This window comes from Flavobacterium sp. (assembly GCF_050696275.1).
Lineage (GTDB): Bacteria > Bacteroidota > Bacteroidia > Flavobacteriales > Flavobacteriaceae > Flavobacterium.
The window spans coordinates 14,528-36,660 of the sequence record NZ_JBOGUT010000022.1 but is presented as its reverse complement, the minus strand read 5'-3'; the positions used below and the strand labels follow the sequence as shown (position 1 = coordinate 36,660).

Sequence of the window (22,133 nt, the reverse complement as noted above, 5' to 3'; positions counted from 1 at the left end):
ATTAAAGAGTAGGCAAAAAAACAAAACATATCATGAGCTGCAAAATTGAAATTAACTACCCTCAACCCAAAGATGAGGCTGTGCAGAAATTAAAAGATGCCGTAATGGGAAACGGTGGAACATTTGAAGGTAATGTATCCAAAGGTCATTTTAAAGTACCAACTCCTATTGGTTCTTTTGAAATAGAATATACTATTGATGGTGACCTTATTACAATAATTGTCCTTAAAAAACCATTCGTCATTAGTTGCGAAAGAATTGAAAAAGAAATATACAAATATCTTGAAGACAATTCTATTTCAATAAATACCCAGGATAATTACCTGAATGCAATAAAACAATTCAAATATGAAAACTCTAATGAAAAAAAGTATAACAAGGAAGTTAAGTTATTACAGGAGGAAAATCACAAAGAAGTGCGAAAACTAATGTCTAAATACCTAACAACTCTTTCTCATTTTGATACAGCTGAAGGTGATATTTCTTTTAAAGTGAAAAGAGTCATCTTGAATGTCAAGGGAAATTATTCAACAGACCCAAACCAGTTGATGGAACTGCTTAATTTAAAAAAGAATTTATTATACAATGCCAATGATTATATCATGCTGGCCATCAAATTAAACGAATTTATCGTTAGCCCTGATTCCAAAATCACTATGGCTGAAATGAACAAATGCAAAACTGTTGGGGATTGCATTGCTTTAGTAAATAAAAAAATACAGATATCATGAAACTATTTTACACCTCACTATGTATAGGTTTATCGCTTTTCAACCTGAACAGCTATAGCCAAGAGAACGAAACACCCAGTCCATTTTGGGAAAACATCACCATCAGAAAGTCGTTTGAAAGCAGAACAGACAATGATGAAAAACCAGCTAATCTATCCTTTACCTTTCCAAAAGAAAAGGAAGATATTTTTAAGATAAATGCCGGTATTGGTTATAGTTTTTCAGAACTGGGAAGAAATCAAAATCATGAATTAACAGTTTTCTATGTCTATAATAAAAATAATCAGATTGATAAAAGACAGGAAAACTATAAGTTCGGATTGGCACATAATGCTTTTTATAGAATAGAAGATAATATGGCCTTTATCAACGAAACTTCTGTGGAATATTTAAATGATAATGCTCAAAAAAGCCGTTCCTTTTTAGCACAAAGTTACCTGCAGTTTTATTCCAACCGAGAAGACCTTCCTAGTTTTGCAAGCTATGCCTTAAAAAGCAGTCGGTTTGCTTATCAGCTTAATCCTAAAATCGGTTTAGAATATCAGACTGCTTTTGATGCCGAAAGTCCTCTTCAAAATGGTTATAATCTGAGAAGTTATTTTAACATCGGCGGAAGCATACTGCTAAAGAAAAAAACAAAAATAGAATTGATAACAGTGACCAATACTCTTGCTCCGGACGGTGTAACGGTAACAAAAACAGTTGAAGAGAAAAGTGAAAAAGAGTTAGACAAAATGTTTTGGAAAAAAGGACTGGAAATAGTAGTAAACTATGAAGGCCGCAACATACTGTCAGATAATTTTGATGGCAATCCCAACTATCTGCATTTTTTCAAAGGAGAATTGAAATTATACCCTATTGACAATGATAATTTATCCATCGGCCTGTCTTATAATAAAGGGGAAAGCCCAATAGATGGACTCGGAAAACAAGAGTTCTGGATGTTGTCTTTTAATTTTCTCAAATAGCCATTTCTTTTAAACGCATTGGTAATCATGGCATACTCTTAACTACTTCTGCCAATTATCATTTTTAAATAACCCTTAAACAAATACATTATGAAAAAACTATTATTTACAATCCTTTTTTTAGGATTTTGCCTCAACAACTGCTATTCTCAGGTAACAGGTGCGGCTGCTTTGGTTGCCTTAGACGAAATTGATGCCACCATGACCCGACAACTTCAAACCATCGACAATCTGGCGACAAATGCCATTGGAAATGCTGGAAATATGATGTTGTCATTATCAGCCAGTTTACGGAAAGACATTAACGAAACCATAGGAAATACCGACAAATTACTGAGGGAAAACCAACTGGCTTTGTTCAATCAGGTCCAAAACCTATCAAGTGATCTGGATAAGGCCATCAAGGAAGATATTGAAAATATAGATGTTGTTGCCACTAAAATCTCCGAAGCCGCTGATGGTTTATTCTATAAGAAAAAAGAACCCCGTATCTTCAAATATGAAACAGAAACTTTTATTAAAGGGTACAGCAAATCTTATACATTCAAAGTCAAAGGCAAAAATTTTGACCAGACAGAAAGCATGTATATCGTCTTAAACAGCAAGAAAATAAAACCGACACAAACCAATTACAGTGAACTCATATTTCGCATCGATTCGGCCGACATACCAGCGGCAAGAGAGAATAGTTATTACGCCGATGCCAAAATAGTATTCAACTGGAGAAAAGGCCTTTTCAGGGTAAAAAAAGTAAAACAAGAGCCATTTCTAATTCCTATTGCTCCTTTCAATATTGGTGAATTGACTGTTTTTTACGAACAGAAATTACCTGAGAAAAAGTTTTCAGATTACATTTCATACAGCTGCGAATGTAAAACCAGTACCAGTGATTGGTTGGGTAACCAGGACAGCAACACGGTCGTTTTCAACCTGAATCCTACTGGTGGCAGACTTTTCGATCCTGCATCAGTAGAGAAGGTTTCATGGTACCAAAGATATGGAGGAGGTCACAAATTTGATCATACAACGGAACAGCAGATTAAAGGAAAAATAACCTGTAAATCAGATGGTAAACCCAGAGGTGGCCGTGGTCTCTCCACTCTAACCTTCCGATATAAGGAAATGGAAACCATCTATCCTATCCACAAAAAGCAAACAGCGATACAGAAAATAACCGCTATCAATCCTTCAGTAGTCGTTTTGCCGGATCCTGTGGACAATAACAGGCCCAACATCAATTATGCATTGGTGAAAACCTTTGACAACAAGGAAATTGTACTAACGCCAAGTAAAACAGACAAGTTATTCGACTTGAGAATCAATCCTGTAACAGATGATATTATTATTTCCTGGAAAAGACAGCCATTGTAAAAGTTAAAAACGAGGGAATTGTCTCTCGTTTTTATTTGTAATACAAACTCGACCGGATTAAAAAAACAAAAAGTGCTTCTAACATTAGAAGCACTTTAGCGCTTTGAGTGCGCTGCTTTAAAGATAACAGCAGTCCCATAAATACCCTATCATTAAGATTACCCACCCAGCATATCATCATCGTAGAATTTTGTCTCTGCAGCATTTTTACGGAGCAGTTCATAAAATTCAGTTTTACTATAACGGTCATTTGCTTTTAAAAAATCATTGGTAAACAGCGGAACAAACCATTCATCTGAAGTACCTTCAATTCCTTCTAACCATACTGCATCCACTTTAAGAGAAGGCAGGCGCACAACACTGATTTTAAAATCTTCTTTCTTTTTTTGGGAATCCTTCTTCAGGTTCTCAAAAACGTTAAAATAGTGTTTGGTATATTCATCACCATAAATAATCCTGTTCAGATTGGTTTTTTTATCAATGTTAGCGAATTCAAAAATGAAATTATTTTTACTGACAGTATCCCTATCCATTAATCGTTCACCTACTTGTTCAAAAATAACTTCTCCGCTGCCTTTTAACGATTCCATATCAATATTAAAAATAGCATGTCCCATCATATCAGACTTAGTTTCTTCTGATTTGGATTCTTTAAATTCGCCAAAAGAAGGCGGAGACATCATCGCTATGGCCTTTTCAATAATTTTCTCGTCTAACTTTTTAAAATGTAACATTGTATGTCCTTTGGTAAAATAAGTAGTCGTCCAGCTTCCTTCGCTTAAATAATTGAATGTAAAATCCGAAAGACTCATATAGGATGTCCCATATATAGGATCGGCAACATAGATATAGCTGTTTGACGGTATGAGGTCATTGTAACCGAACAAAGACACAAAATGACCTCCTCCATTGCGCCATCCAATCCGCGTTCCAATTACCCGACCGTTATCTATTTCGGTCTTTATGGCTGACATATCAATATACTGACCTACAAATTGCCTCAAATTTCCTACCACCTTCAATGCACGATCCAAATAAAACGGCACGTTACAAGCTGGCACGTTGCCATGACAACAATCTGTACGATTCAGACATACACAGGCTACAGCACATTGTGTAGCAGCTGACGATTTGTTATAAAAAATCGATATACTTGCAGCATTAGCGGCCCAACACCAATTACTTTGGGTCTGATATTGCATGACAAATGGCAAAGCTATATTTCGCATAATACACTTATCAAATTTAATGATTTATATTCCAATAGATTAATGAAGTAAACCTACTTGTTTTCAATGGAAGATTTATACGTAGTATTACTCGTTTTTTGGCAGTTATGAGAAACAGGATTTTACTTTGGACTTATCTGTATCCAAAACTATACATAAACAATCTGATACTCGCCTTTTAGTATTTCAGGAAGCGTATCTCCGGAGTTCTTTTCTTTAAAAAGCCGAATAGCATTTAAAATAGTCCCTTTTAATTCGGTCATGGTAGTTGCCATAGCGTAAATCCCTTCTGCCTTATCAACGTAAGCTGAAAAACCATCTTTAGTTTCTTCTACAATTATTGTCATCACATTCATAATTATTTTTTTTTAGAATTTACGCAATTATCTCTTATACAGTTTTATAGTCCGAAATAACAGTCAAACATAGAGCTAAAAAAACAGCGCTGCAATCCCAAATTTTAATGATTTTTATCTAACTGAAATTAATGAATTTAATAACTATCTTTATGTAAATTTTCTCAAAACTACCCGAAGTTTTATTGCTAACTACCACAAAATCTTTCAATTAATGGATGCTCGTAGCCACTACAGCCGCCCTGAATTATTAAGTATAACTATTGACCGAACTGCAATAGCTCAAGTTCACGAACGTGTAACTTACAATGAACCAACTGCAGCAGTAGGATTAGGAGATTTTTTATCCGAGTAATAGTATAATGTATTTAGGTGGAAACCTTCGGTACCGAAGTGGAAACCTTTAATACCGAAGTGGAAACCTTCTGAACCCACTTGAGACTCTTCTGCGCCAAGCAGATTCATTTTTCATAAAATTAAGCCTGAATAAATTATACCATTTCCATTGGAATAGCAATGTCTTAAAAAAGAATAGTGTTTTTAAGATAAAGAAGATATAATGCAGATAAACTAAACGCAAACTACTCATTATCTGATTATTAAAAACAATTAAATACTTCAAGATTCAGAATGTCCGATTCACAGTCTACTTTGCCCGCTTCCCTATTTTGCTGCTTTCGTCCCACAGAACACCGTAATATCTTTGACCTATCAAATTAAGAATGCTATTCAATAATTAAAGAAAAAAGAAATGAAAACAATTAAAATGAACAAACGTAGCCTTACCGGTACTATCGCAACCGCTGCTTTTATGCTGTTAGCAAACACAGGTTTTGCGCAAAAAGAACTTTCAACAAATTCTAAAACATCGGAACAGATTCGTCCATTTCATGTTAGTATATCCAAAGCAGAAATAGCTGATTTACGCCAACGTGTTCAGGCTACAAAATGGCCTGATATGGAAACTGTAACCGATCAGTCACAAGGCGCGAAACTTGCCAACATGAAAGAATTGATTAAATACTGGGGAACCAGTTACGATTGGAAAAAAGCAGAAGCCAAACTTAATGCGTATCCGCAATTTATGACAACTATTGATGGTGTCGACATCCATTTCATTCACGTAAAATCAAAACATAAAAATGCAATGCCGCTTATTTTAAGCCATGGTTGGCCGGGTTCGGTATTTGAATTTATGAATGTTATCGATCCGTTGACCAATCCGACAGCACATGGCGGAAAAGCCGAAGATGCTTTTGATGTTATCATCCCTTCATTACCTGGATTTGGTTTTTCGGGTAAACCAACCGAAGCAGGATGGAACAATGACAGGATTGCAAAAGCATGGATTGTACTTATGAAACGTCTGGGATACAAAAATTATGTTGCCCAAGGTGGCGATTGGGGCGCTGGAATTGTTCACTCGATGGCATTAATGGCACCACAAGGATTATTAGGAATTCACAGTAATTTACCTGCTACATTACCAAATGAAGCTGGAAAGGCTTTAGGCGGAAATGCTGCTCCGGAAGAGTTTTCTGCAAAAGAACGTGCTGCTTTCGATCAGCTGAACAAAGCCATCAAAGGAGGCTGGTTTACTTACAAAACAACGATGGAAACTCGACCACAAGGTATCGGTTATGGCTTAGCAGATTCTCCTGCAGGACTGGCAGCGTGGCTTTTCTTACATCCTGGTTTTGAACATTGGTCTTATGGTAATGATCCGAAACAGTTACCTACAAAAGATGATGTGCTTGATGACATTTCGCTATACTGGCTCACAGGTTCTTCCGCTTCTTCAGCAAAAATTTATTGGGAAAACCGAAACATAAGTATCATCAGTGCAGGTAATATGAAATCGGATAAAATCACGATACCGGTAGCTGTTACAACATTTCCACAGGATGTGTATGCATCACCGGAAAGCTGGGCGAAACGTGCCTACAAAAACCTGATTTATTTCAATGAAGTGGACAAAGGCGGACATTTTGCAGCATGGGAACAACCAAAATTATTTACAGAAGAGATGCGCAAAGCATTCAAATCATTGCGTAATTAAATAAAGATTAAAGACGGCGTCATCAAGAATGGGGCTCCGTTTAAATAAAAAAAAATGCTGCAGGATAAATAAAGTTTGTCATTTTTCAGGCTTTTGAATGTCCGTTTCAACATCAAATTTGACCGCTTGACCTATTTAATGATTTTAAGCGAAAAGTTGCGGCAATATCTTTGACCATCATTTAAAAATATAAAATATGAAAACTATAATTAAAAAAAATTTACACAGCGCAATGAGTCTTTTTGGTTTTGCAGCACTTACTTTCACAGGTTCAGCAATGGCTCAGCAATCTGGAGTACATCGCACCGAGCTTCAACGACATGATCTTAGTATTCCGGGACGCGAGGCCGTTCAGGTGATTGTAGCCTTAGATCCGGGCACAAAGGTTGGTTTTCACTCTCATCCCGGCGAAGAAATCATCTATGTTACGGAAGGTATTCTTGAATATACAATAGAAGGTAAGCCGCCGATAACGCTTAAAGTTGGAGATGTGCTTTTTATCCCGGCAGGAACATATCATGCTGCGGTGAACAAAGGCAATGTTATAGGTGCTGAATTGGCCACTTACATTGTTGACAAAAGCAAACCAATACTGGTAATGAAAAAATAACACAATTAATAAATTTAAATACAATTAAAATGGAAACAAACAATGCAAAAGTGCTTTATACAGGTGTAACGCACACAACAGGTGGCAGAACTGGTGAATCTCGCAGTTCAGATGGAAAACTGGATATTAAACTTTCTTCTCCGGGATCAAACGGAGTCGGAACAAATCCGGAGCAATTATTAGCCGCAGGATGGTCTGCCTGCTTTATCGGAGCTATGGGAAAAGCAGCGGCAAACTTAAAAGTAGCTCTTCCTGCCGATCATTATGTGGGCACTGAAATTGATCTGGTGTCAAGTGACGAAGGTTATTCATTGCAGGCACGTTTAAATATCAGCTTGCCAGGTTTAGATCCTGCAATAGCCAGAAGTATCGTTGAAAGTGCTGAACAAACTTGTCCGTATTCAAAAGCAATTCGTGGCAATGTTAAAACCGAATACAACCTTATTTAAGATTTTCTTTCAGGTTGGATAAAATGCAGTTTAGGAAACACCCTAAGCTGCATTTTTTTATGTATTAGTTTTTCGCATTTTATTTAGTTGAAGTGTCTCTGAACTTTTGCTATTGCCTTTCAGATTAAAATAAAGCCGAAAACAGAAACAACCTACAAATCTGTAACAGAATAAAGAAAGAGCATACATATGAAAAACATAATCCATTGCAAATGAGCTCAAACCAATCAAACACCAACAATCTACAGGATTTCAAAGTAAATATAAAAATTAAGCTTTCTGCTTTATGGGCTTCCGTAATGTTCTGTTATATCTACGGCGACTATTTTTCCCTTTATGTACCTCAAAAAATACAAGGATTTATAAGTGGTAATACCTTACTTAACAGTCCGGTAAAATTGTTTTCGGCTTCTCTTCTGATGGCTATCCCGGCAGTAATGATTGTCTTATCTATAATGCTGAAGCCTGGAATAAACAAATTATTTAATATCCTTTTTGGAATCTTTTACACTGCAATCATGCTGTTGATAGCTGTAACCACAATAGCTCCTTGGTGGGCATTTTATGTTTTTCTGGCCCTTGTTGAAGTGGTCATTACAGCAACAATAGTATGGCAGGCATGGCATTGGCCAAAAAACGCTTAATCATCCAACAATTCAATATTCAAACAAAAAACAGAAATGATTGCACAAGGAAATAACATCTCAAACAAAAAAAATGCAAGAATAGCCGGGTTTTTATACTTAATAGTAGTTCTTACCGGAATATTCAGCCTTGCTTATGTACCTTCCAAACTTATTGTATGGGACAATGCGGAGGCAACTATTCACAATATTATGGAGTCAGAAACACTGTTCCGGCTTGGCATTGTCAGCAGTTTAACCTGTTATGTATTCTTTTTGCTTTTGCCTCTTGCTTTATATCGATTGTTGCAGCAGGTCGATAAAAACAGTGCGCTGCTGATGGTCATTTTGGCAATAACCAGTGTGCCCATTTCTTTTATCAATATTTTGAATAAGTTTGCTGTTCTTTCGCTACTTGATGGTTCTCACTACCTCAACGCTTTTACTAGTGAAGAACTTCAGGCTCAAATGATGTTTTATCTAAACCAATACGATTCGGGTATCCTGATTGTTCAGGTATTTTGGGGGCTTTGGCTACTTCCTTTTGGTTATTTGGTATTCAAATCCGGGTTTTTACCTAAATTTTTAGGAATTCTTCTGATGTTGGGATGTTTCAGTTATCTGATTAACTTTCTTGGATTTTCTTTGCTGCCAGAATATGGAAAACTGGGAATTTCTTCTTATGTAAGATTGCCAGCCAGCCTTGGCGAAATAGGAACTTGTCTATGGCTTTTGATTATGGGTGCAAAAGAAAGACACATCGTAACTAATTGATTTTAACACTTTAAGCAGGAAAATACTTTTAATTATGCAAAATAGTTAAACTTATTTATCTACTGTTTATAAGGCTTAAAGCGGTTTTATGAAATATTTAGTAAAAATAAATGCTGAAAAATATAAATATGACCGATTGTTCATTTATCTTTGCCCTGTAATTTAGAACAAGATCATGAACAAAGGAGATAAAACAAAACAGTTTATAATTGAAAAAGCAGCACCCATTTTTAATACGAAAGGAATTGCTGCCACATCAATGAGCGACTTGATGGAAGCTACCAAACTGTCCAAAGGAAGTTTGTATGTTCATTTTGAAAATAAGAATGTTTTAGTGAATTCTGCCGTTGATCATAATATGCAATTGTTGATTACTAAAGTAAATGCCTCATTAAGTAAGCATTCGATAGCCAAAGACAAACTTTTTGCTTTCATCGATATTTTTGAAGATCCGTTGAAGCCTCTCGTTTCCGGCGGATGCCCGATGTTGAATTTTGGTACTGAATCCGATGATACTGATGATGTTGTAAAAATGAAGGTGAGCAAAATGGTTGATTTCACCCAAAAAACAATTGCAGAAATTATTGAATCCGGGATCAAACAAGGAGCATTTAAACCAGAATGGGATTACAATGAGTTTGCCACTGCCCTATTTGCCATGATTGAAGGTGGCATCCTAATAAGCAGAGTAAATGGTAATAATTCCAAAATGGAAGTCATATCAAAATATTTGAAAAAAATTATAGAGGAACATTCTCTGTAATTTTTTTTACCAAATAAATGACCGATTGGTCATGTATTGAACATAGAGTAAGAATTAATTATAAATAAATAATAAACATGTCAAAAACAATTTTAATTACAGGAGCTTCTCGAGGATTTGGAAAAATCTGGGCCGAAGCATTTTTAAAACGCGGTGATAAAGTAGCTGTAACAGCACGAAATGGCAATGTGCTTGAAGATTTGGTTGCAAAATACGGAGATGCTGTACTTCCAATTCAACTGGATGTCAACAGCAGAGAAGAATGTTTTGCCGCAGTACAAACAGTAAAGAATCATTTTGGCCGAATAGATGTTCTGATTAATAATGCCGGTTATGGCTTATTTGGTGCCATAGAAGAAACTTCAGAAAAAGAAGCAAGAGACCAAATGGATACTAATTTCTTTGGGTTGCTTTGGATGACTCAGGCAATATTACCAATCATGAGAGAACAGAAAAAAGGACATATCATACAAGTATCCAGCATACTAGGAGTATTGACACTTCCTGTGTTGGGTATTTATAATGCTTCAAAATTTGCCGTGGAAGGTTTAAGTGAAACACTTGCCAGTGAAGTAGCTGATTTTGGTATTAAAATTTCTATGGTGGAACCAAATGGTTTTGCAACTGAATGGGGCAGTGTTTCGGCTATACAAACCCAACCTATGGAAACTTATGCTCCTCTAAAGCAAGCATTTCAGGAATACATGACTCCTGATAAATACGGAAAACCGGAAGCAACTGCATCGGCAATACTCAAGCTGGTAGATGCTGCTAATCCTCCTTTGCGATTATTTTTAGGTAAAGTAGCTTATCCGGCTGCGAAACAAGTTTATGAAGAACGTTTAGCGAGCTGGGAAGAGTGGAAAGAAGTTTCTGCAACAGCCCATGGATATTAATTCAATTACAGAAGGGCATCCTGATAACAGTGAACGGGTGCTCTTTTATATTATTAAAAAAAGATTAATCATACAATCATGAAACAGAAAATCGCATTTGCCCTCCTTATGGGTATCGTTACAACAGGAATTATTTCTTTTAGTCTTATCTCTATTAATTTAGGATTCTCGAATCGTTTTATAAACATATGGCTGAAATCATGGGCAATGGCGTATGTAATTGTCATTCCGGCAATACTTCTTATAGGACCGAAAGTACAACAATTAGTAGAAAAAGTGGTGCCAAACTCCCAATCATAAGCATAAAAAAATCCCTCAATTGGGGATTTTTTTATAAACGGGTTTTACTCGAGATCCCAAAACTGAATTCCTCCTTTCAAATCGACCGAAACCAGCTGTTTCTCGTCTTTTGAAACTTTTAGTTTATTTACCGTTGCTTTGTGGTCTGACAGCGTTTTTAAAAGTACTCCGGTTTTTTTGTCCCAAACTCTTATTGAACGGTCGATGCTGGCAGTAAAAATTTTATTTCCGGCAAATCTTGCTGTTGTCAAGTTCATGCTGTAATTGTCTTCATACACTTTGCTTTGATCTTCTATATCGTGTGTAATCCAGTTCGGATGTTTGACTTTAAATTCAGAGGTGTGAGTATTGCTATTGTATTTCGTGCATTCATTATAGTTTAAAGAAAGATAATTTCCTTCTTTATCCATATCAGCAAATTTCTTCAAATCGACTACAATTTCTTTCAGTAGGGTATTCTCATTCAAATTCCAATAAGTCACTTTCGCAGGGCTGACAATAGTAGCAATATTTTGTCCATTAATTTTAACGATGGTTCCTTTTGGAAGATTAACCGGCAATGATAATTCCTTGTAATTTTGGTTCACATCCCATACGTATTGGTTTCCTTTCTGATCTTGTGTAAACAGATAATGAAAATCATCGGAATAGAAAACAGCAATGGACCAAGTGGTTTTTAAGGATAGGCTTTTTATTATTTTGCCATTATTTTCATCAACCAAAAGAATACCGCTTTCTAAAGTTGCCGCAGCAATTTCCTTTTGTTTGGGATGGTAAGCCAACGAATAGATTTCATCAGTAATTTTTGCTACAGCAATTTCTTTTGGATTTCCTTTTATTCTTTTTGAAATCCTACCATTGAAAGTAGATACGAAAACAGTATCCTTAACACCTGCATAAATCACATCAGTATAAGATACCGGGTTTATATTGGTCATTTTAGGAATAAAAATAGTTGAACTCTTGCAGCCCAACAGGGCAAAAAGCAAAAGGAATGCCGGAAGTATCTTACTGTTTTTCATTTTCATATAAGGGTATATTTTTACCGTTTTTCTTTAATTTTAAAGCTGCATCTTCATCATCTGTAGATAGTGTCACTACATTTTTTCTATCATTGCTGTTTAGTATGACACTCGCTGCCCCTTGAGGTTCTGACAGCAATAACAATTGCATGCTGGTTTTGGAATCCAGCGTCAGGAAAGCATTCCCGAAAGTGTCATCTGTAACATAGCCTCCCCGCTCCTGCCCTTCGGCATCATAAAGCATAACACCTGAAACTCCAGCTTTCCCTCTTGAATTTGCCCTGGTTCCGTAACCGTTCCTGCCAAAATTAGGTTCCGGTAAATGCGAACCCATGATAACCCGTTCGATGCCTAAAGAGTCAACCACAACAATCCCTCTTACCTTTATGATTTTGTCCTGAAAATCAACGGTCGTGTCCGCTTTACTGGTAAAAGAAAAAAGATAGAAGCTAAAGGCCAGTAAATTGCCAATACTTAATGCGTAAAAAATTTTTGATTTCATTGTTATGTATTTATAGTTTATTTTGACGGTTTATTTTAGAAAAGTTACACCGGATTGAGCATAAAAAAATCCCTCAATCGAGGGATTTTTCTTATGTATATGTATCTCTGGAGATTAGAAAACAAAAATAGCTCGCTCACCCATCAATTCGTTTACTTCGTCAGCTACTTCTTCCAAAACAGCTTCATTCGTGTGGTTCATAATAACCTTGTCGATAAAAGCAACAATAGTTTCCATATCTGCTTCTACCAAACCACGAGTAGTGATGGCAGGAGTTCCTACACGGATACCTGAAGTTACAAATGGTGACTTATCATCAAATGGAACCATATTCTTATTTACAGTGATTTCAGCTTTAACCAATGCGTTTTCTGCTTCTTTACCTGAAATATTTTTATTTCTCAAATCAATCAGCATCATGTGGTTATCTGTTCCGCCAGAAATAATATTGTAGCCTCTTTTTACAAAAGCTTCTGCCATCGCTTTGGCATTTTTTTGTACCTGCATTGCATAACGGAAGAACTCATCAGTTAATGCTTCACCGAAAGCTACCGCTTTAGCCGCAATAATGTGTTCTAACGGTCCTCCTTGATTTCCAGGGAAAACAGACATATCCAAAACATGAGACATCATTCTGATTTCGCCTTTTGGCGTTTTTAATCCCCAAGGATTTTCAAAATCTTTGCCCATCATGATCATTCCGCCACGAGGACCACGCAATGTTTTATGTGTTGTTGTTGTAACTATATGACAATGCGGAATTGGATCGTTCATCAAGCCTTTGGCAATTAAACCTGCAGGATGAGAAATATCAGCCATTAAAATAGCTCCTACTGAATCTGCGATTTCACGAAAACGTTTGAAATCCATATCACGGGAATAAGCCGAAGCACCTGCGATAATCAATTTTGGCTGCTCTTTTGTAGCCGCTTCTTGGATTTTATCGTAGTTTAACATTCCTGTTTCCGGTTCTACACCATAAAATGCAGGATCGTATAATTTACCAGAAAAATTAACTGGTGAACCATGAGTTAGGTGACCACCATGAGACAAATCGAAACCTAAAATCTTGTCGCCGGGCTTCAGACAGGCAGCAAAAACAGCTGTATTGGCCTGTGAACCAGAGTGTGGCTGTACGTTTACATATTCGGCACCGAAAAGCGCTTTGGCTCTATCGATGGCAATCTGCTCAATTACATCTACTACTTCACATCCTCCGTAATATCTTTTTCCGGGATATCCTTCGGCATATTTATTAGTTAATACCGAACCGGCTGCTTCCATTACCTGGTCACTGACAAAGTTCTCTGATGCAATAAGTTCCAATCCGTGAATTTGTCTGTCTTGTTCCTCAAGAATAAGGTCAAAAATTTGTTCGTCGCGTTGCATTTTATAGAATTTCATTAATTTGAGTTCAAAAATACAAAAAAACGTTGGCTAAAACCTCATATTATGATATATTTGGGTCAAGATTTTTCAACATATAAAACATACCACCTTATGCCCATTACAGCCAACGATCCCAGTAGAAAATCATGGTTAGATATAGCTGCTGACAGCGATTTCCCCATTCAAAATATTCCTTTCGGCGTCTTTTTAACCAAAGAAAACATTGTAACTGTAGGAACTCGAGTTGGTGATTTTGCAATAGATTTAGGTGCTTTACAACAATTAAATTATTTTGAAGGGATAGATTTGACAGATGATGTTTTCATGCAAGACACCTTAAATGACTTTATTTCTGACGGAAAAAAAACATGGAGATTGGTCAGAAACCGTATTGCCGATATTTTTGATGCTAATAATCCTAGCTTAAGAGATAATAAAAAACACCGTGATGTAGTCATTTTTAAAATGAAAGATGTAGAAATGCAGCTTCCGGTTTTTATAGGTGATTACACTGATTTTTATTCCAGTAAAGAGCACGCTACCAATGTTGGTAAGATGTTCCGTGATCCGGAAAATGCATTATTACCGAACTGGCTTCATATCCCTGTAGGATACCACGGAAGAAGTTCTACTATAGTTCCTTCGGGAATTCCTGTACACAGACCGATGGGACAAACCGTTCCTAATGGCGAAACATTGCCTGTTTTCGGACCGTCAAGATTAGTGGATTTTGAATTGGAAACTGCCTTTATTACTACAGATGCTAATATTATGGGTGAAAATATCCCTGTAAAAGAAGCGGAAGAATATATTTTCGGAATGGTTTTATTGAACGACTGGAGCGCAAGGGATATTCAAAAATGGGAATATGTTCCCCTTGGTCCTTTCTTAGCCAAAAACTTTGCTTCTTCAATTTCTCCATGGATTGTAACACTGGATGCATTAGAGCCATTCAGAACAGCAAGTCCTAAGCAAGAGCCAACACCGTTACCTTATTTACAACAAAAAGGAAATCACTCTTTCGACATTCATCTTGAAGTAGGAATCGCACCGGAAAAAGGAGAAGAAACCATCGTTTGCCGATCGAATATGAAATATTTATATTGGACCATGAGCCAGCAATTGGCACATCATACCATTAACGGATGCCGAATCAATTCGGGAGATATGATGGGATCCGGAACCATTTCAGGACCAACTGAAGATAGTTTCGGCTCGATGCTTGAGTTAACTTGGGGCGGAAAGAATCCGATTCAGATGAAAGATGGTTCGGAACGCAAATTCATCAATGACGGAGATACGGTAACAATGAGAGGTTTCTGCAAAAATGATTCAGTAAGAATAGGTTTCGGAGATGTATCAAGTAAACTTTTACCTCCAATACCTACCAAATAATCAGTACTTTACATTTTATTTAACATACAAATAAGAGCAATTCATGTACATTGCTCTTATTTTTTTGCTAAAACCCAACCTAATGAAAAAAACAATTGTACTCTTTGGATTTATCATCACAACCCAATTTCTTTTTGCCCAAAAACCATGTGAAACAGACCCTGTGTATAACCAATTTGATTTCTGGGTTGGTGAATGGGATGCTTATGCCCTAAATGGAAAACTGGCAGGCCACAGTAAAATAACTAAAATACTCGATAATTGTGTTGTACTTGAAGAATGGATATCAGCCGGTGCACAACAAGGGCTTGTTTTTAGTGGAAAAAGCTTTAACTCATACAATTCAGCAACAAAACAATGGCAGCAAAACTGGATTGACAATACCGGCGGAAGCACTGAATACCTAACCGGTCATTACGAAAATGATGCGATGTATTTTGTAAGCCGTCCATTTAATAACAAAGGTGTTACCAGTATCAGAAGGCTGACTTTTTTCAAACTTAAGGAAGGAAAAGTACGTCAGTTTGGAGAAATTTCAACTGATAACGGAAAAACATGGACTGTAGAATATGATTTAGAATACCGCCTCAAAAAACAATAAACCGCTGTTATTTAATGACTTAACTTTATAAAAAACCAAAATCAACTGTAACATATTACTTTATTCGGATTGGAATCAAAACATTTTATTTGAAATGGCATTCTTTTTGTAGTATAAAAAGTAGTACAAAAAAGATATGATGGAGAGCAGGAATAGCTCTCAAAAAAAAATTATATTTGTCAAAATTCTAATCCCATGAAGAAAATTACACTCCTGTTTTCGTTTTTTATTATCGTTTCGGCCTGTGGTGTCAAGCAAACTCAAACGATGCTTAGTGATGGTGACTATGACGGTGCCATACACAGAGCAGCGGATGCACTGAAAACCAACAAAAATGCAAAAGGAAAACAAGATTATGTATATCTTTTGGAAGAAGCTTTTGCCAAAGCCAAAGAACGTGATTTGAGGAATATTGATATGTTCGCCAAAGATGCCAATCCGGCTAATTTGGAAAAAATATTCAACACCTACCTGCAGCTAAATAGCCGACAAGAAAAAATCCGTCCGTTATTGCCTTTACAGCTAATTAAACAGGGAAGAAATGCTATATTCCCTTTTGATAATTATTCCGATCAAATCATCAGCAGTAAAAACGCCTTATCTAAATATCTTTACGATAATTCCAAATTATTATTGAAAACCAATGATAAAATGAGCTACCGCAGGGCTTATGATGATTTCGCTTACCTTGAAAGCATTAATCCCGGTTATAAAGACGTTAAACAATTGATGGATGAAGCCCAGTTTAAAGGGACTGATTTCGTTAGTGTGTATACCAAAAATGAGACCAATATGGTTATTCCTGTCCGTCTGCAGAATGACTTGCTGGATTTCAGTACTTTCGGATTAAACGACAAATGGACTGTGTATCACAGCAACCGCCAGAAAGGAATCAATTATGACTACGGAATGATTGTTAACTTCCGTCAGATAGCAATTTCTCCAGAACAAGTTAAAGAAAAAGAATTTATTAAGGAAAAACAAGTTAAAGATGGTTATAAACTTCTTTTGGATCCTAGAGGAAATGTCGTAAAAGACAGCTTAGGTAATCCGATTAAGGTAGATAATTTCAAAACAATCCGCATCAATATTTACGAATTCAGACAATTCAAAGAATGTAAAGTTACAGCCAAAGTGGATTATATCGATTTCAGAACCAATCAACTAATAGAGACTTTTCCATTGTCGAGTGAGTTTATTTTTGAAAACATCTATTCTAATTACAATGGAGATCGAAATGCGTGCGACGATAACTATCTGCCTTATTTCAGCAGAAAAGCGGTTCAATTTCCAAGCAATGAACAAATGGTGTATGATACAGGAGAAGATTTGAAAGCAAAACTCAAAAACATTATTACGAGAAATAAGTTCAGGAGGTAAAACTTCGAATTCTATTGATTTCACTTAAAAACACTTTCATCTGAAGGTGTTTTTTTGCTTCTGTAATTGTAATTTTCTTTCTGTCATTATGTATTACACTTCTGTGAAAGTTTGTTTTGCTTCTGTAACTATAATTTTCCTTCTGTCATTCTATATTCCACTTCTGTGAAAGTTCATTTTGCTTCTGTAATTGTAATTTTCTTTCTGTAATTGTCTATTCCACTTCTGTGAAAATTCAATTCGCTTCTGTAACTATAATTTTCCTTCTGTAATTGTCTATTACACTTCTGCAAAAGTTGAATTAGCTTCTGTAATAGCATTTTTCCTTCTGTAATTTTGTACTTGCCGACAGAAGATTACGATACTTTTTTTAAAATTTTATTTTTTGCATTGAAAAATATTTTACATTTGCCCCAATGAAAACAGTAAAGTTACATAGTAATCTTTCTTCACGGAAAACCCTGATCCCCACTTCACGGACAGAGCGGTCACGTTTCTAGTACCCGAGTTTTTCTCATTGTTATTCATTTCTCATTTTTCCCATTTTGGAAACATTCGTTTTTTTATTAGGACAATTAAGTCTTAATCACATACAATTTATTTTTTCTTCACCGATTGTAAATTTTACAGTCCGGCCGTAAGGTCTGTTATTTTTTCCGGAACAAGTGCGCCTTGTTTCTAACCTCAACCGTATTTTATTTTCATTAATCTTTTACTCATTATTAAAATGAATGTAATCATTGTTATTGCTCAAAAGGAGCATTATCATTATGCACAGGAAATTTGTGATACCATTGAAGCATCGGCCCTTCAAAGGGGTACAGGTATTGCCAAAAGAACACCGGAATATATCCATAAGAAAATCGACAATCAGGAAGCAGTCATTGCTCTGGAAGGCGAAAAATTTGCCGGATTCTGCTATATCGAAAGCTGGCAGCATGGAAAATTCGTAGCGCATTCAGGCCTGATTGTTCATCCCGATTACAGACACTTAGGACTGGCAAAAAAAATTAAAACGTATGTTTTTAATTATTCTCAGAAGAAATATCCTGAAGCCAAAATCTTTGGTATCACTACCGGATTAGCGGTTATGAAGATTAATTCCGATTTAGGATATCGTCCGGTTCCATTTTCAGAACTGACTGCTGACCCAAGTTTTTGGGCGGGTTGTAAAACATGTACCAATTTTGAAATCCTTCAAAGCAAAGATTTTAAAATGTGCTTGTGTACCGGAATGCTGTGCGATCCAAAAGAAAAAAAATCACAGAAAACAGCTTACACGTTTAATAAAAAAGTTCTGGCCAGATTAAAAAACATCAAGCAGGCACTTTTCTTAAAAAAATAAATTACCATGACATCTAATAATACTATCCCTGAAAAAAACAAAAAAGTAGTTTTAGCTTATAGTGGCGGTTTGGACACCTCTTATTGCCTCAAATATTTAGTCCATAATGGGTTTGAAGTGCACACTGTTTTAGTCAATACCGGCGGTTTTACAGACGCTGAACTCGAAGCTATCGAAAATAAAGCCTATGAATTAGGAAGTACTCATCATACTCACCTCAATATCATTGAAAAATACTACCAGAGAGCCATCAAATATCTGATTTTTGGAAATGTATTAAAGAACAACACTTATCCGCTTTCAGTAAGTGCCGAAAGAGTTTTTCAGGCATTGGAGGTTATCCAATATGCTAAAACAAATGGCGCTTCAGCAATAGCACATGGAAGCACAGGAGCAGGAAACGATCAAATCCGTTTTGACCTGATTTTCCAGACTATTGCACCCGAAATCGAAATCATTACTCCTATCAGAGATTTAAAATTATCCAGACAGGAAGAAGTCGAATTTCTGCAGCAAAATGGTGTTTCTTACTCGTGGGAAAAAGCACAATATTCGATCAATAAAGGGCTTTGGGGAACGAGCGTGGGCGGAAAAGAAACACTGACCTCTCATCTTCCTTTGCCAGACGAAGCGTATCCGTCTTCATTACAGAAAGAAACACCAGAAAAACTGGTTTTATCATTTGAAAAAGGAGAACTGATCAGTATAAACGATCAAAAAGATACTCCTGAAAACAACATCGTTAAATTGGAAAAATTGGCCAATGTCTTTGCAATTGGAAGAGATATTCATGTAGGTGATACAATTATCGGAATCAAAGGCAGAGTCGGATTTGAAGCTGCAGCACCTATGATTATTATCAAAGCGCATCATTTGCTGGAGAAGCATGTACTTACAAAATGGCAGCAATATTGGAAAGAACAACTGGGCAACTGGTACGGAATGCTATTCCACGAAGGTCAGTTTCTGGATCCGGTAATGAGAAATATTGAACTTTTTCTGGAAGACACTCAAAAAACAGTGACCGGAAAAGTGACAGTTACATTAAAACCATATCATTTTTCATTGGATGGCATCGAATCACCCCATGATTTAATGAATTCGGAATTCGGACAATACGGCGAAATGAACAATGCCTGGACAGCTAATGATGCCAAGGGGTTCATCAAAATTTTAGGTAACGCACAAACTATTTATTCACAAGTAAATACACTAAGTTATGATTAATATTGGAATCATCGGAGGTTCAGGTTATACCGCCGGAGAGTTATTGAGATTATTGCAGAACCACCCCAGTGCCACGGTTGATTTTGTGTACAGTACGACCAATGCCGGAAAACCGGTTTCAAGTGTGCATCAAGATCTTCTCGGAGAAACCAGCCTATTGTTTACCGATACCGTAAATCCTAAAGTAAATGTGGTTTTTTTATGTTTGGGACATGGAAAATCAAAGACTTTTTTGTCCGAAAACCCATTTGCCAGCCATACCAGAATTATAGATTTAGGCAATGATTTTCGTTTGACTTCAACAGCTCATTATAACGGAATCCCTTTTATTTACGGTTTACCGGAGCTAAACAAAACAAAAATTAAAAAAGCGCATTACATCGCCAATCCGGGATGTTTTGCTACGGCAATCCAATTGGCTTTGCTTCCATTGGCTAAAAATAAGGCATTGCAAAATAGTATCCATATTAACGCTACAACCGGAAGTACAGGCGCTGGCGTACAGCCTTCAGGTAGCTCACACCACAGCTGGAGAAACAATAATATGTCGCATTATAAGGCGTTCGAACACCAGCATTTGGATGAAATAAAACAAAGTTTGTCTCAAACGCAAACCGATTTCGATCAGGAGCTATTATTCATTCCAAACCGAGGTGATTTTACAAGAGGTATTTTTGCCACTTTGTACACCAAGACCGAAAAGCCACTGGAAACTATCGTAAAACAGTTTGAAGACTTTTATAAAGAGAGTCCTTTTGTCGTAATAACCACCGAAGACATCCACCTGAAACAAGTTGTGCAAACCAACAAATGCATCATCAGTCTCACAAAAAAAGGGGATTATCTGTTGGTTACTTCCATTTTGGACAACCTCATCAAAGGAGCATCGGGACAAGCAATCCAAAATATGAATCTGATGTTTGGGCTGGAAGAAAAAACTGGCCTGCATTTAAAATCAGGCGCTTTTTAATCAGAATTATAAAATAATTAATACATCAAAAATGAATTTATTCAACGTTTATCCCATATACAATATCACCCCAACAAAAGCTTTAGGCGCTGCTGTTTGGGGCGAAAACAATCAGGAATACCTCGACTTCTACGGCGGTCATGGTGTCATCTCCATTGGCCATACACATCCTGCTTATGTAAAAGCCATTACCGAACAACTAGGTAAAATTGGTTTTTATTCCAACTCTATTCAAAATCCTGTTCAAGAAAAAGTAGGAACAAAATTAAGTCAGCTTTCCGGTTATCCCGATTATTCGCTGTTCCTGTGTAATTCCGGGGCTGAAGCCAATGAGAATGCTTTAAAACTGGCTTCCTTCCATAACGGAAAATCAAAAGTGATTGCTTTCGCCAAAGCGTTCCATGGAAGGACTTCTGCCGCAGTGGCTGTAACCGATAATCCATCAATTGTGGCACCAATCAATGCTAATCATGAAGTGGTTTTCCTTCCTTTAAATGATATAAATTTAGTAGAAATTGAAATTACCAAAGGCGATGTTTCTGCAGTGATTATCGAAGGAATCCAAGGTGTTGGCGGTTTGGATGAAGGAACCACCGAATTCTTCCAGGCTTTGAAAAAATTGTGCCATGATCATAATGTAATCTTAATTTTAGATGAAATTCAAAGCGGTTACGGCCGTTCCGGAAAATTCTTCGCACATCAACATCATACCATCCAACCTGATATCATTTCTATGGCTAAAGGAATGGGTAACGGATTTCCTATTGGCGGCATCCTGATTAGTCCTAAGTTTAAAGCTTCCTACGGATTGTTGGGAACTACCTTTGGTGGAAATCATTTGGCATGTGCAGCGGCTCTTTCGGTACTGGAAACTATAGAAAAAGAAGATCTGATAGAAAATGTAAAAATTCAGAACGATTATTTTATCCATCAGATGAAACAAATTCCTGAAATCAAAAATACCAAAGGCAGAGGATTAATGCTCGGATTGGAATTTGATTTTGAAGTAAATCCTTTGCGTGAAAAACTGATTTATGACGAGTTTATATTCACAGGAAGCGCTTCTCAGAAGAATCTGTTGCGCATTCTTCCACCTCTCAATATCACAAAAGAAGCCATCGATTTCTTTGTAAAAGGATTAAAAAACGCATTGGCAACATTAAATTAAATTAC

General features: G+C 36.5%; 24 protein-coding genes. 18 read left to right on the top strand and 6 right to left on the bottom strand.

The window, feature by feature from the left end; translation table 11 throughout:
- The first annotated feature begins 32 nt into the window (after positions 1 to 32).
- The 3 genes from ACRDEC_RS11935 to ACRDEC_RS11925 all read left to right on the top strand — a co-directional run bounded on the left by ACRDEC_RS11935 (position 33) and on the right by ACRDEC_RS11925 (position 3,070).
- Positions 33 to 731 (top strand): hypothetical protein, encoded by a 699-nt coding sequence (locus tag ACRDEC_RS11935; RefSeq protein WP_431498578.1) that lies wholly within the window; start codon positions 33 to 35, stop codon positions 729 to 731.
- A complete protein-coding gene (locus ACRDEC_RS11930) occupies positions 728 to 1,699 on the top strand; it encodes a hypothetical protein (RefSeq protein WP_431498577.1) in 972 nt (323 codons plus the stop codon). The genes ACRDEC_RS11935 and ACRDEC_RS11930 overlap by 4 nt, the downstream gene beginning before the upstream one ends.
- A 90-nt stretch (positions 1,700 to 1,789) precedes the next feature.
- Positions 1,790 to 3,070, top strand: coding sequence for a hypothetical protein (locus ACRDEC_RS11925; protein WP_431498576.1), 1,281 nt, complete (start codon positions 1,790 to 1,792; stop codon positions 3,068 to 3,070).
- A 158-nt stretch (positions 3,071 to 3,228) separates the two neighbouring features.
- Here the strand turns inward: ACRDEC_RS11925 and ACRDEC_RS11920 are convergent, their stop codons facing one another.
- The 3 genes from ACRDEC_RS11920 to ACRDEC_RS11910 form a co-directional block, all read right to left on the bottom strand.
- On the bottom strand, positions 3,229 to 4,299 hold the full coding sequence (locus tag ACRDEC_RS11920) for a papain-like cysteine protease family protein (RefSeq protein WP_431498575.1): 1,071 nt from the start codon (positions 4,297 to 4,299) through the stop codon (positions 3,229 to 3,231).
- Positions 4,300 to 4,448: 149 nt separating this feature from the next.
- A complete protein-coding gene (locus ACRDEC_RS11915) occupies positions 4,449 to 4,655 on the bottom strand; it encodes a hypothetical protein (protein WP_431498574.1) in 207 nt (68 codons plus the stop codon).
- A gap of 303 nt (positions 4,656 to 4,958) precedes the next feature.
- A complete protein-coding gene (locus ACRDEC_RS11910; RefSeq protein ID WP_431498573.1) occupies positions 4,959 to 5,120 on the bottom strand; it encodes a hypothetical protein in 162 nt (53 codons plus the stop codon).
- A gap of 286 nt (positions 5,121 to 5,406) precedes the next feature.
- On the opposite strand from ACRDEC_RS11910, the gene ACRDEC_RS11905 reads away from it, so the two are divergent.
- The 8 genes from ACRDEC_RS11905 to ACRDEC_RS11870 all read left to right on the top strand — a co-directional run bounded on the left by ACRDEC_RS11905 (position 5,407) and on the right by ACRDEC_RS11870 (position 11,129).
- Positions 5,407 to 6,714: an epoxide hydrolase family protein gene (locus tag ACRDEC_RS11905; RefSeq protein ID WP_431498572.1), complete on the top strand. Its 1,308-nt coding sequence runs from the start codon at positions 5,407 to 5,409 to the stop codon at positions 6,712 to 6,714.
- Between the two features lie 196 nt (positions 6,715 to 6,910).
- Positions 6,911 to 7,324: a cupin domain-containing protein gene (locus ACRDEC_RS11900; RefSeq protein WP_431498571.1), complete on the top strand. Its 414-nt coding sequence runs from the start codon at positions 6,911 to 6,913 to the stop codon at positions 7,322 to 7,324.
- Between the two features lie 29 nt (positions 7,325 to 7,353).
- Complete coding sequence (locus tag ACRDEC_RS11895) at positions 7,354 to 7,773, top strand: organic hydroperoxide resistance protein (protein WP_431498570.1); 420 nt, start codon at positions 7,354 to 7,356, stop codon at positions 7,771 to 7,773.
- A gap of 212 nt (positions 7,774 to 7,985) precedes the next feature.
- Positions 7,986 to 8,417: a DUF6326 family protein gene (locus ACRDEC_RS11890; RefSeq protein ID WP_431498569.1), complete on the top strand. Its 432-nt coding sequence runs from the start codon at positions 7,986 to 7,988 to the stop codon at positions 8,415 to 8,417.
- 36 nt (positions 8,418 to 8,453) lie between these two features.
- A complete protein-coding gene (locus tag ACRDEC_RS11885) occupies positions 8,454 to 9,170 on the top strand; it encodes a DUF4386 domain-containing protein (protein WP_431498568.1) in 717 nt (238 codons plus the stop codon).
- 175 nt (positions 9,171 to 9,345) lie between these two features.
- Positions 9,346 to 9,933 carry a TetR/AcrR family transcriptional regulator gene (locus tag ACRDEC_RS11880; protein ID WP_431498567.1) on the top strand — a complete coding sequence of 196 codons (588 nt, stop codon included), beginning with the start codon at positions 9,346 to 9,348 and terminating at the stop codon, positions 9,931 to 9,933.
- Positions 9,934 to 10,010: 77 nt separating this feature from the next.
- A complete protein-coding gene (locus tag ACRDEC_RS11875) occupies positions 10,011 to 10,829 on the top strand; it encodes an SDR family NAD(P)-dependent oxidoreductase (RefSeq protein ID WP_431498566.1) in 819 nt (272 codons plus the stop codon).
- A 78-nt stretch (positions 10,830 to 10,907) separates the two neighbouring features.
- Entirely contained in the window at positions 10,908 to 11,129 is a 222-nt protein-coding gene (locus tag ACRDEC_RS11870) for a DUF2798 domain-containing protein (protein WP_431498565.1), read from the top strand.
- A gap of 44 nt (positions 11,130 to 11,173) precedes the next feature.
- Here the strand turns inward: ACRDEC_RS11870 and ACRDEC_RS11865 are convergent, their stop codons facing one another.
- The 3 genes from ACRDEC_RS11865 to glyA form a co-directional block, all read right to left on the bottom strand.
- Positions 11,174 to 12,157, bottom strand: a complete 984-nt coding sequence (locus ACRDEC_RS11865) for a WD40 repeat domain-containing protein (RefSeq protein ID WP_431498564.1) — start codon at positions 12,155 to 12,157, stop codon at positions 11,174 to 11,176.
- On the bottom strand, positions 12,138 to 12,653 hold the full coding sequence (locus ACRDEC_RS11860) for a hypothetical protein (protein WP_431498563.1): 516 nt from the start codon (positions 12,651 to 12,653) through the stop codon (positions 12,138 to 12,140). The genes ACRDEC_RS11865 and ACRDEC_RS11860 overlap by 20 nt, the downstream gene beginning before the upstream one ends.
- A 114-nt stretch (positions 12,654 to 12,767) precedes the next feature.
- On the bottom strand, positions 12,768 to 14,042 hold the full coding sequence (glyA, locus tag ACRDEC_RS11855; RefSeq protein WP_431498600.1) for a serine hydroxymethyltransferase: 1,275 nt from the start codon (positions 14,040 to 14,042) through the stop codon (positions 12,768 to 12,770).
- A 111-nt stretch (positions 14,043 to 14,153) separates the two neighbouring features.
- On the opposite strand from glyA, the gene fahA reads away from it, so the two are divergent.
- The 7 genes from fahA to ACRDEC_RS11820 all read left to right on the top strand — a co-directional run bounded on the left by fahA (position 14,154) and on the right by ACRDEC_RS11820 (position 22,128).
- A complete protein-coding gene (gene fahA / locus ACRDEC_RS11850; RefSeq protein ID WP_431498562.1) occupies positions 14,154 to 15,437 on the top strand; it encodes a fumarylacetoacetase in 1,284 nt (427 codons plus the stop codon).
- 82 nt (positions 15,438 to 15,519) lie between these two features.
- On the top strand, positions 15,520 to 16,038 hold the full coding sequence (locus ACRDEC_RS11845) for a hypothetical protein (RefSeq protein WP_431498561.1): 519 nt from the start codon (positions 15,520 to 15,522) through the stop codon (positions 16,036 to 16,038).
- A gap of 195 nt (positions 16,039 to 16,233) precedes the next feature.
- Positions 16,234 to 17,418, top strand: coding sequence for a hypothetical protein (locus ACRDEC_RS11840; RefSeq protein ID WP_431498560.1), 1,185 nt, complete (start codon positions 16,234 to 16,236; stop codon positions 17,416 to 17,418).
- 727 nt (positions 17,419 to 18,145) lie between these two features.
- The gene (locus tag ACRDEC_RS11835) at positions 18,146 to 18,763 is read left to right on the top strand and encodes a GNAT family N-acetyltransferase (RefSeq protein WP_431498559.1); all 618 of its coding nucleotides are present in this window, start codon (positions 18,146 to 18,148) and stop codon (positions 18,761 to 18,763) included.
- Between the two features lie 6 nt (positions 18,764 to 18,769).
- Entirely contained in the window at positions 18,770 to 19,990 is a 1,221-nt protein-coding gene (locus tag ACRDEC_RS11830; protein WP_431498558.1) for an argininosuccinate synthase, read from the top strand.
- Positions 19,983 to 20,960 (top strand): N-acetyl-gamma-glutamyl-phosphate reductase, encoded by a 978-nt coding sequence (argC, locus tag ACRDEC_RS11825; RefSeq protein ID WP_431498557.1) that lies wholly within the window; start codon positions 19,983 to 19,985, stop codon positions 20,958 to 20,960. Before ACRDEC_RS11830 ends, argC begins: the two co-directional genes overlap by 8 nt.
- A 31-nt stretch (positions 20,961 to 20,991) precedes the next feature.
- A complete protein-coding gene (locus tag ACRDEC_RS11820) occupies positions 20,992 to 22,128 on the top strand; it encodes an aspartate aminotransferase family protein (protein ID WP_431498556.1) in 1,137 nt (378 codons plus the stop codon).
- Positions 22,129 to 22,133 lie beyond the last annotated feature (5 nt).

Bases quoted from the DNA above. Each gene is read 5' to 3' on its own strand.
- ACRDEC_RS11910 (WP_431498573.1), bottom strand. From the start codon at position 5,120: ATGAATCTGCTTGGCGCAGAAGAGTCTCAAGTGGGTTCAGAAGGTTTC.
- ACRDEC_RS11885 (WP_431498568.1), top strand. From the start codon at position 8,454: ATGATTGCACAAGGAAATAACATCTCAAACAAAAAAAATGCAAGAATA.
- ACRDEC_RS11870 (WP_431498565.1), top strand. From the start codon at position 10,908: ATGAAACAGAAAATCGCATTTGCCCTCCTTATGGGTATCGTTACAACA.
- ACRDEC_RS11905 (WP_431498572.1), top strand. From the start codon at position 5,407: ATGAAAACAATTAAAATGAACAAACGTAGCCTTACCGGTACTATCGCA.
- ACRDEC_RS11865 (WP_431498564.1), bottom strand. From the start codon at position 12,157: ATGAAAATGAAAAACAGTAAGATACTTCCGGCATTCCTTTTGCTTTTT.
- ACRDEC_RS11880 (WP_431498567.1), top strand. From the start codon at position 9,346: ATGAACAAAGGAGATAAAACAAAACAGTTTATAATTGAAAAAGCAGCA.
- ACRDEC_RS11925 (WP_431498576.1), top strand. From the start codon at position 1,790: ATGAAAAAACTATTATTTACAATCCTTTTTTTAGGATTTTGCCTCAAC.
- ACRDEC_RS11830 (WP_431498558.1), top strand. From the start codon at position 18,770: ATGACATCTAATAATACTATCCCTGAAAAAAACAAAAAAGTAGTTTTA.
- ACRDEC_RS11930 (WP_431498577.1), top strand. From the start codon at position 728: ATGAAACTATTTTACACCTCACTATGTATAGGTTTATCGCTTTTCAAC.
- fahA (WP_431498562.1), top strand. From the start codon at position 14,154: ATGCCCATTACAGCCAACGATCCCAGTAGAAAATCATGGTTAGATATA.
- glyA (WP_431498600.1), bottom strand. From the start codon at position 14,042: ATGCAACGCGACGAACAAATTTTTGACCTTATTCTTGAGGAACAAGAC.
- ACRDEC_RS11845 (WP_431498561.1), top strand. From the start codon at position 15,520: ATGAAAAAAACAATTGTACTCTTTGGATTTATCATCACAACCCAATTT.
- ACRDEC_RS11895 (WP_431498570.1), top strand. From the start codon at position 7,354: ATGGAAACAAACAATGCAAAAGTGCTTTATACAGGTGTAACGCACACA.
- ACRDEC_RS11835 (WP_431498559.1), top strand. From the start codon at position 18,146: ATGAATGTAATCATTGTTATTGCTCAAAAGGAGCATTATCATTATGCA.
- ACRDEC_RS11875 (WP_431498566.1), top strand. From the start codon at position 10,011: ATGTCAAAAACAATTTTAATTACAGGAGCTTCTCGAGGATTTGGAAAA.
- ACRDEC_RS11920 (WP_431498575.1), bottom strand. From the start codon at position 4,299: ATGCGAAATATAGCTTTGCCATTTGTCATGCAATATCAGACCCAAAGT.
- ACRDEC_RS11900 (WP_431498571.1), top strand. From the start codon at position 6,911: ATGAAAACTATAATTAAAAAAAATTTACACAGCGCAATGAGTCTTTTT.
- ACRDEC_RS11935 (WP_431498578.1), top strand. From the start codon at position 33: ATGAGCTGCAAAATTGAAATTAACTACCCTCAACCCAAAGATGAGGCT.
- ACRDEC_RS11890 (WP_431498569.1), top strand. From the start codon at position 7,986: ATGAGCTCAAACCAATCAAACACCAACAATCTACAGGATTTCAAAGTA.
- ACRDEC_RS11820 (WP_431498556.1), top strand. From the start codon at position 20,992: ATGAATTTATTCAACGTTTATCCCATATACAATATCACCCCAACAAAA.
- ACRDEC_RS11840 (WP_431498560.1), top strand. From the start codon at position 16,234: ATGAAGAAAATTACACTCCTGTTTTCGTTTTTTATTATCGTTTCGGCC.
- ACRDEC_RS11860 (WP_431498563.1), bottom strand. From the start codon at position 12,653: ATGAAATCAAAAATTTTTTACGCATTAAGTATTGGCAATTTACTGGCC.
- ACRDEC_RS11915 (WP_431498574.1), bottom strand. From the start codon at position 4,655: ATGAATGTGATGACAATAATTGTAGAAGAAACTAAAGATGGTTTTTCA.
- argC (WP_431498557.1), top strand. From the start codon at position 19,983: ATGATTAATATTGGAATCATCGGAGGTTCAGGTTATACCGCCGGAGAG.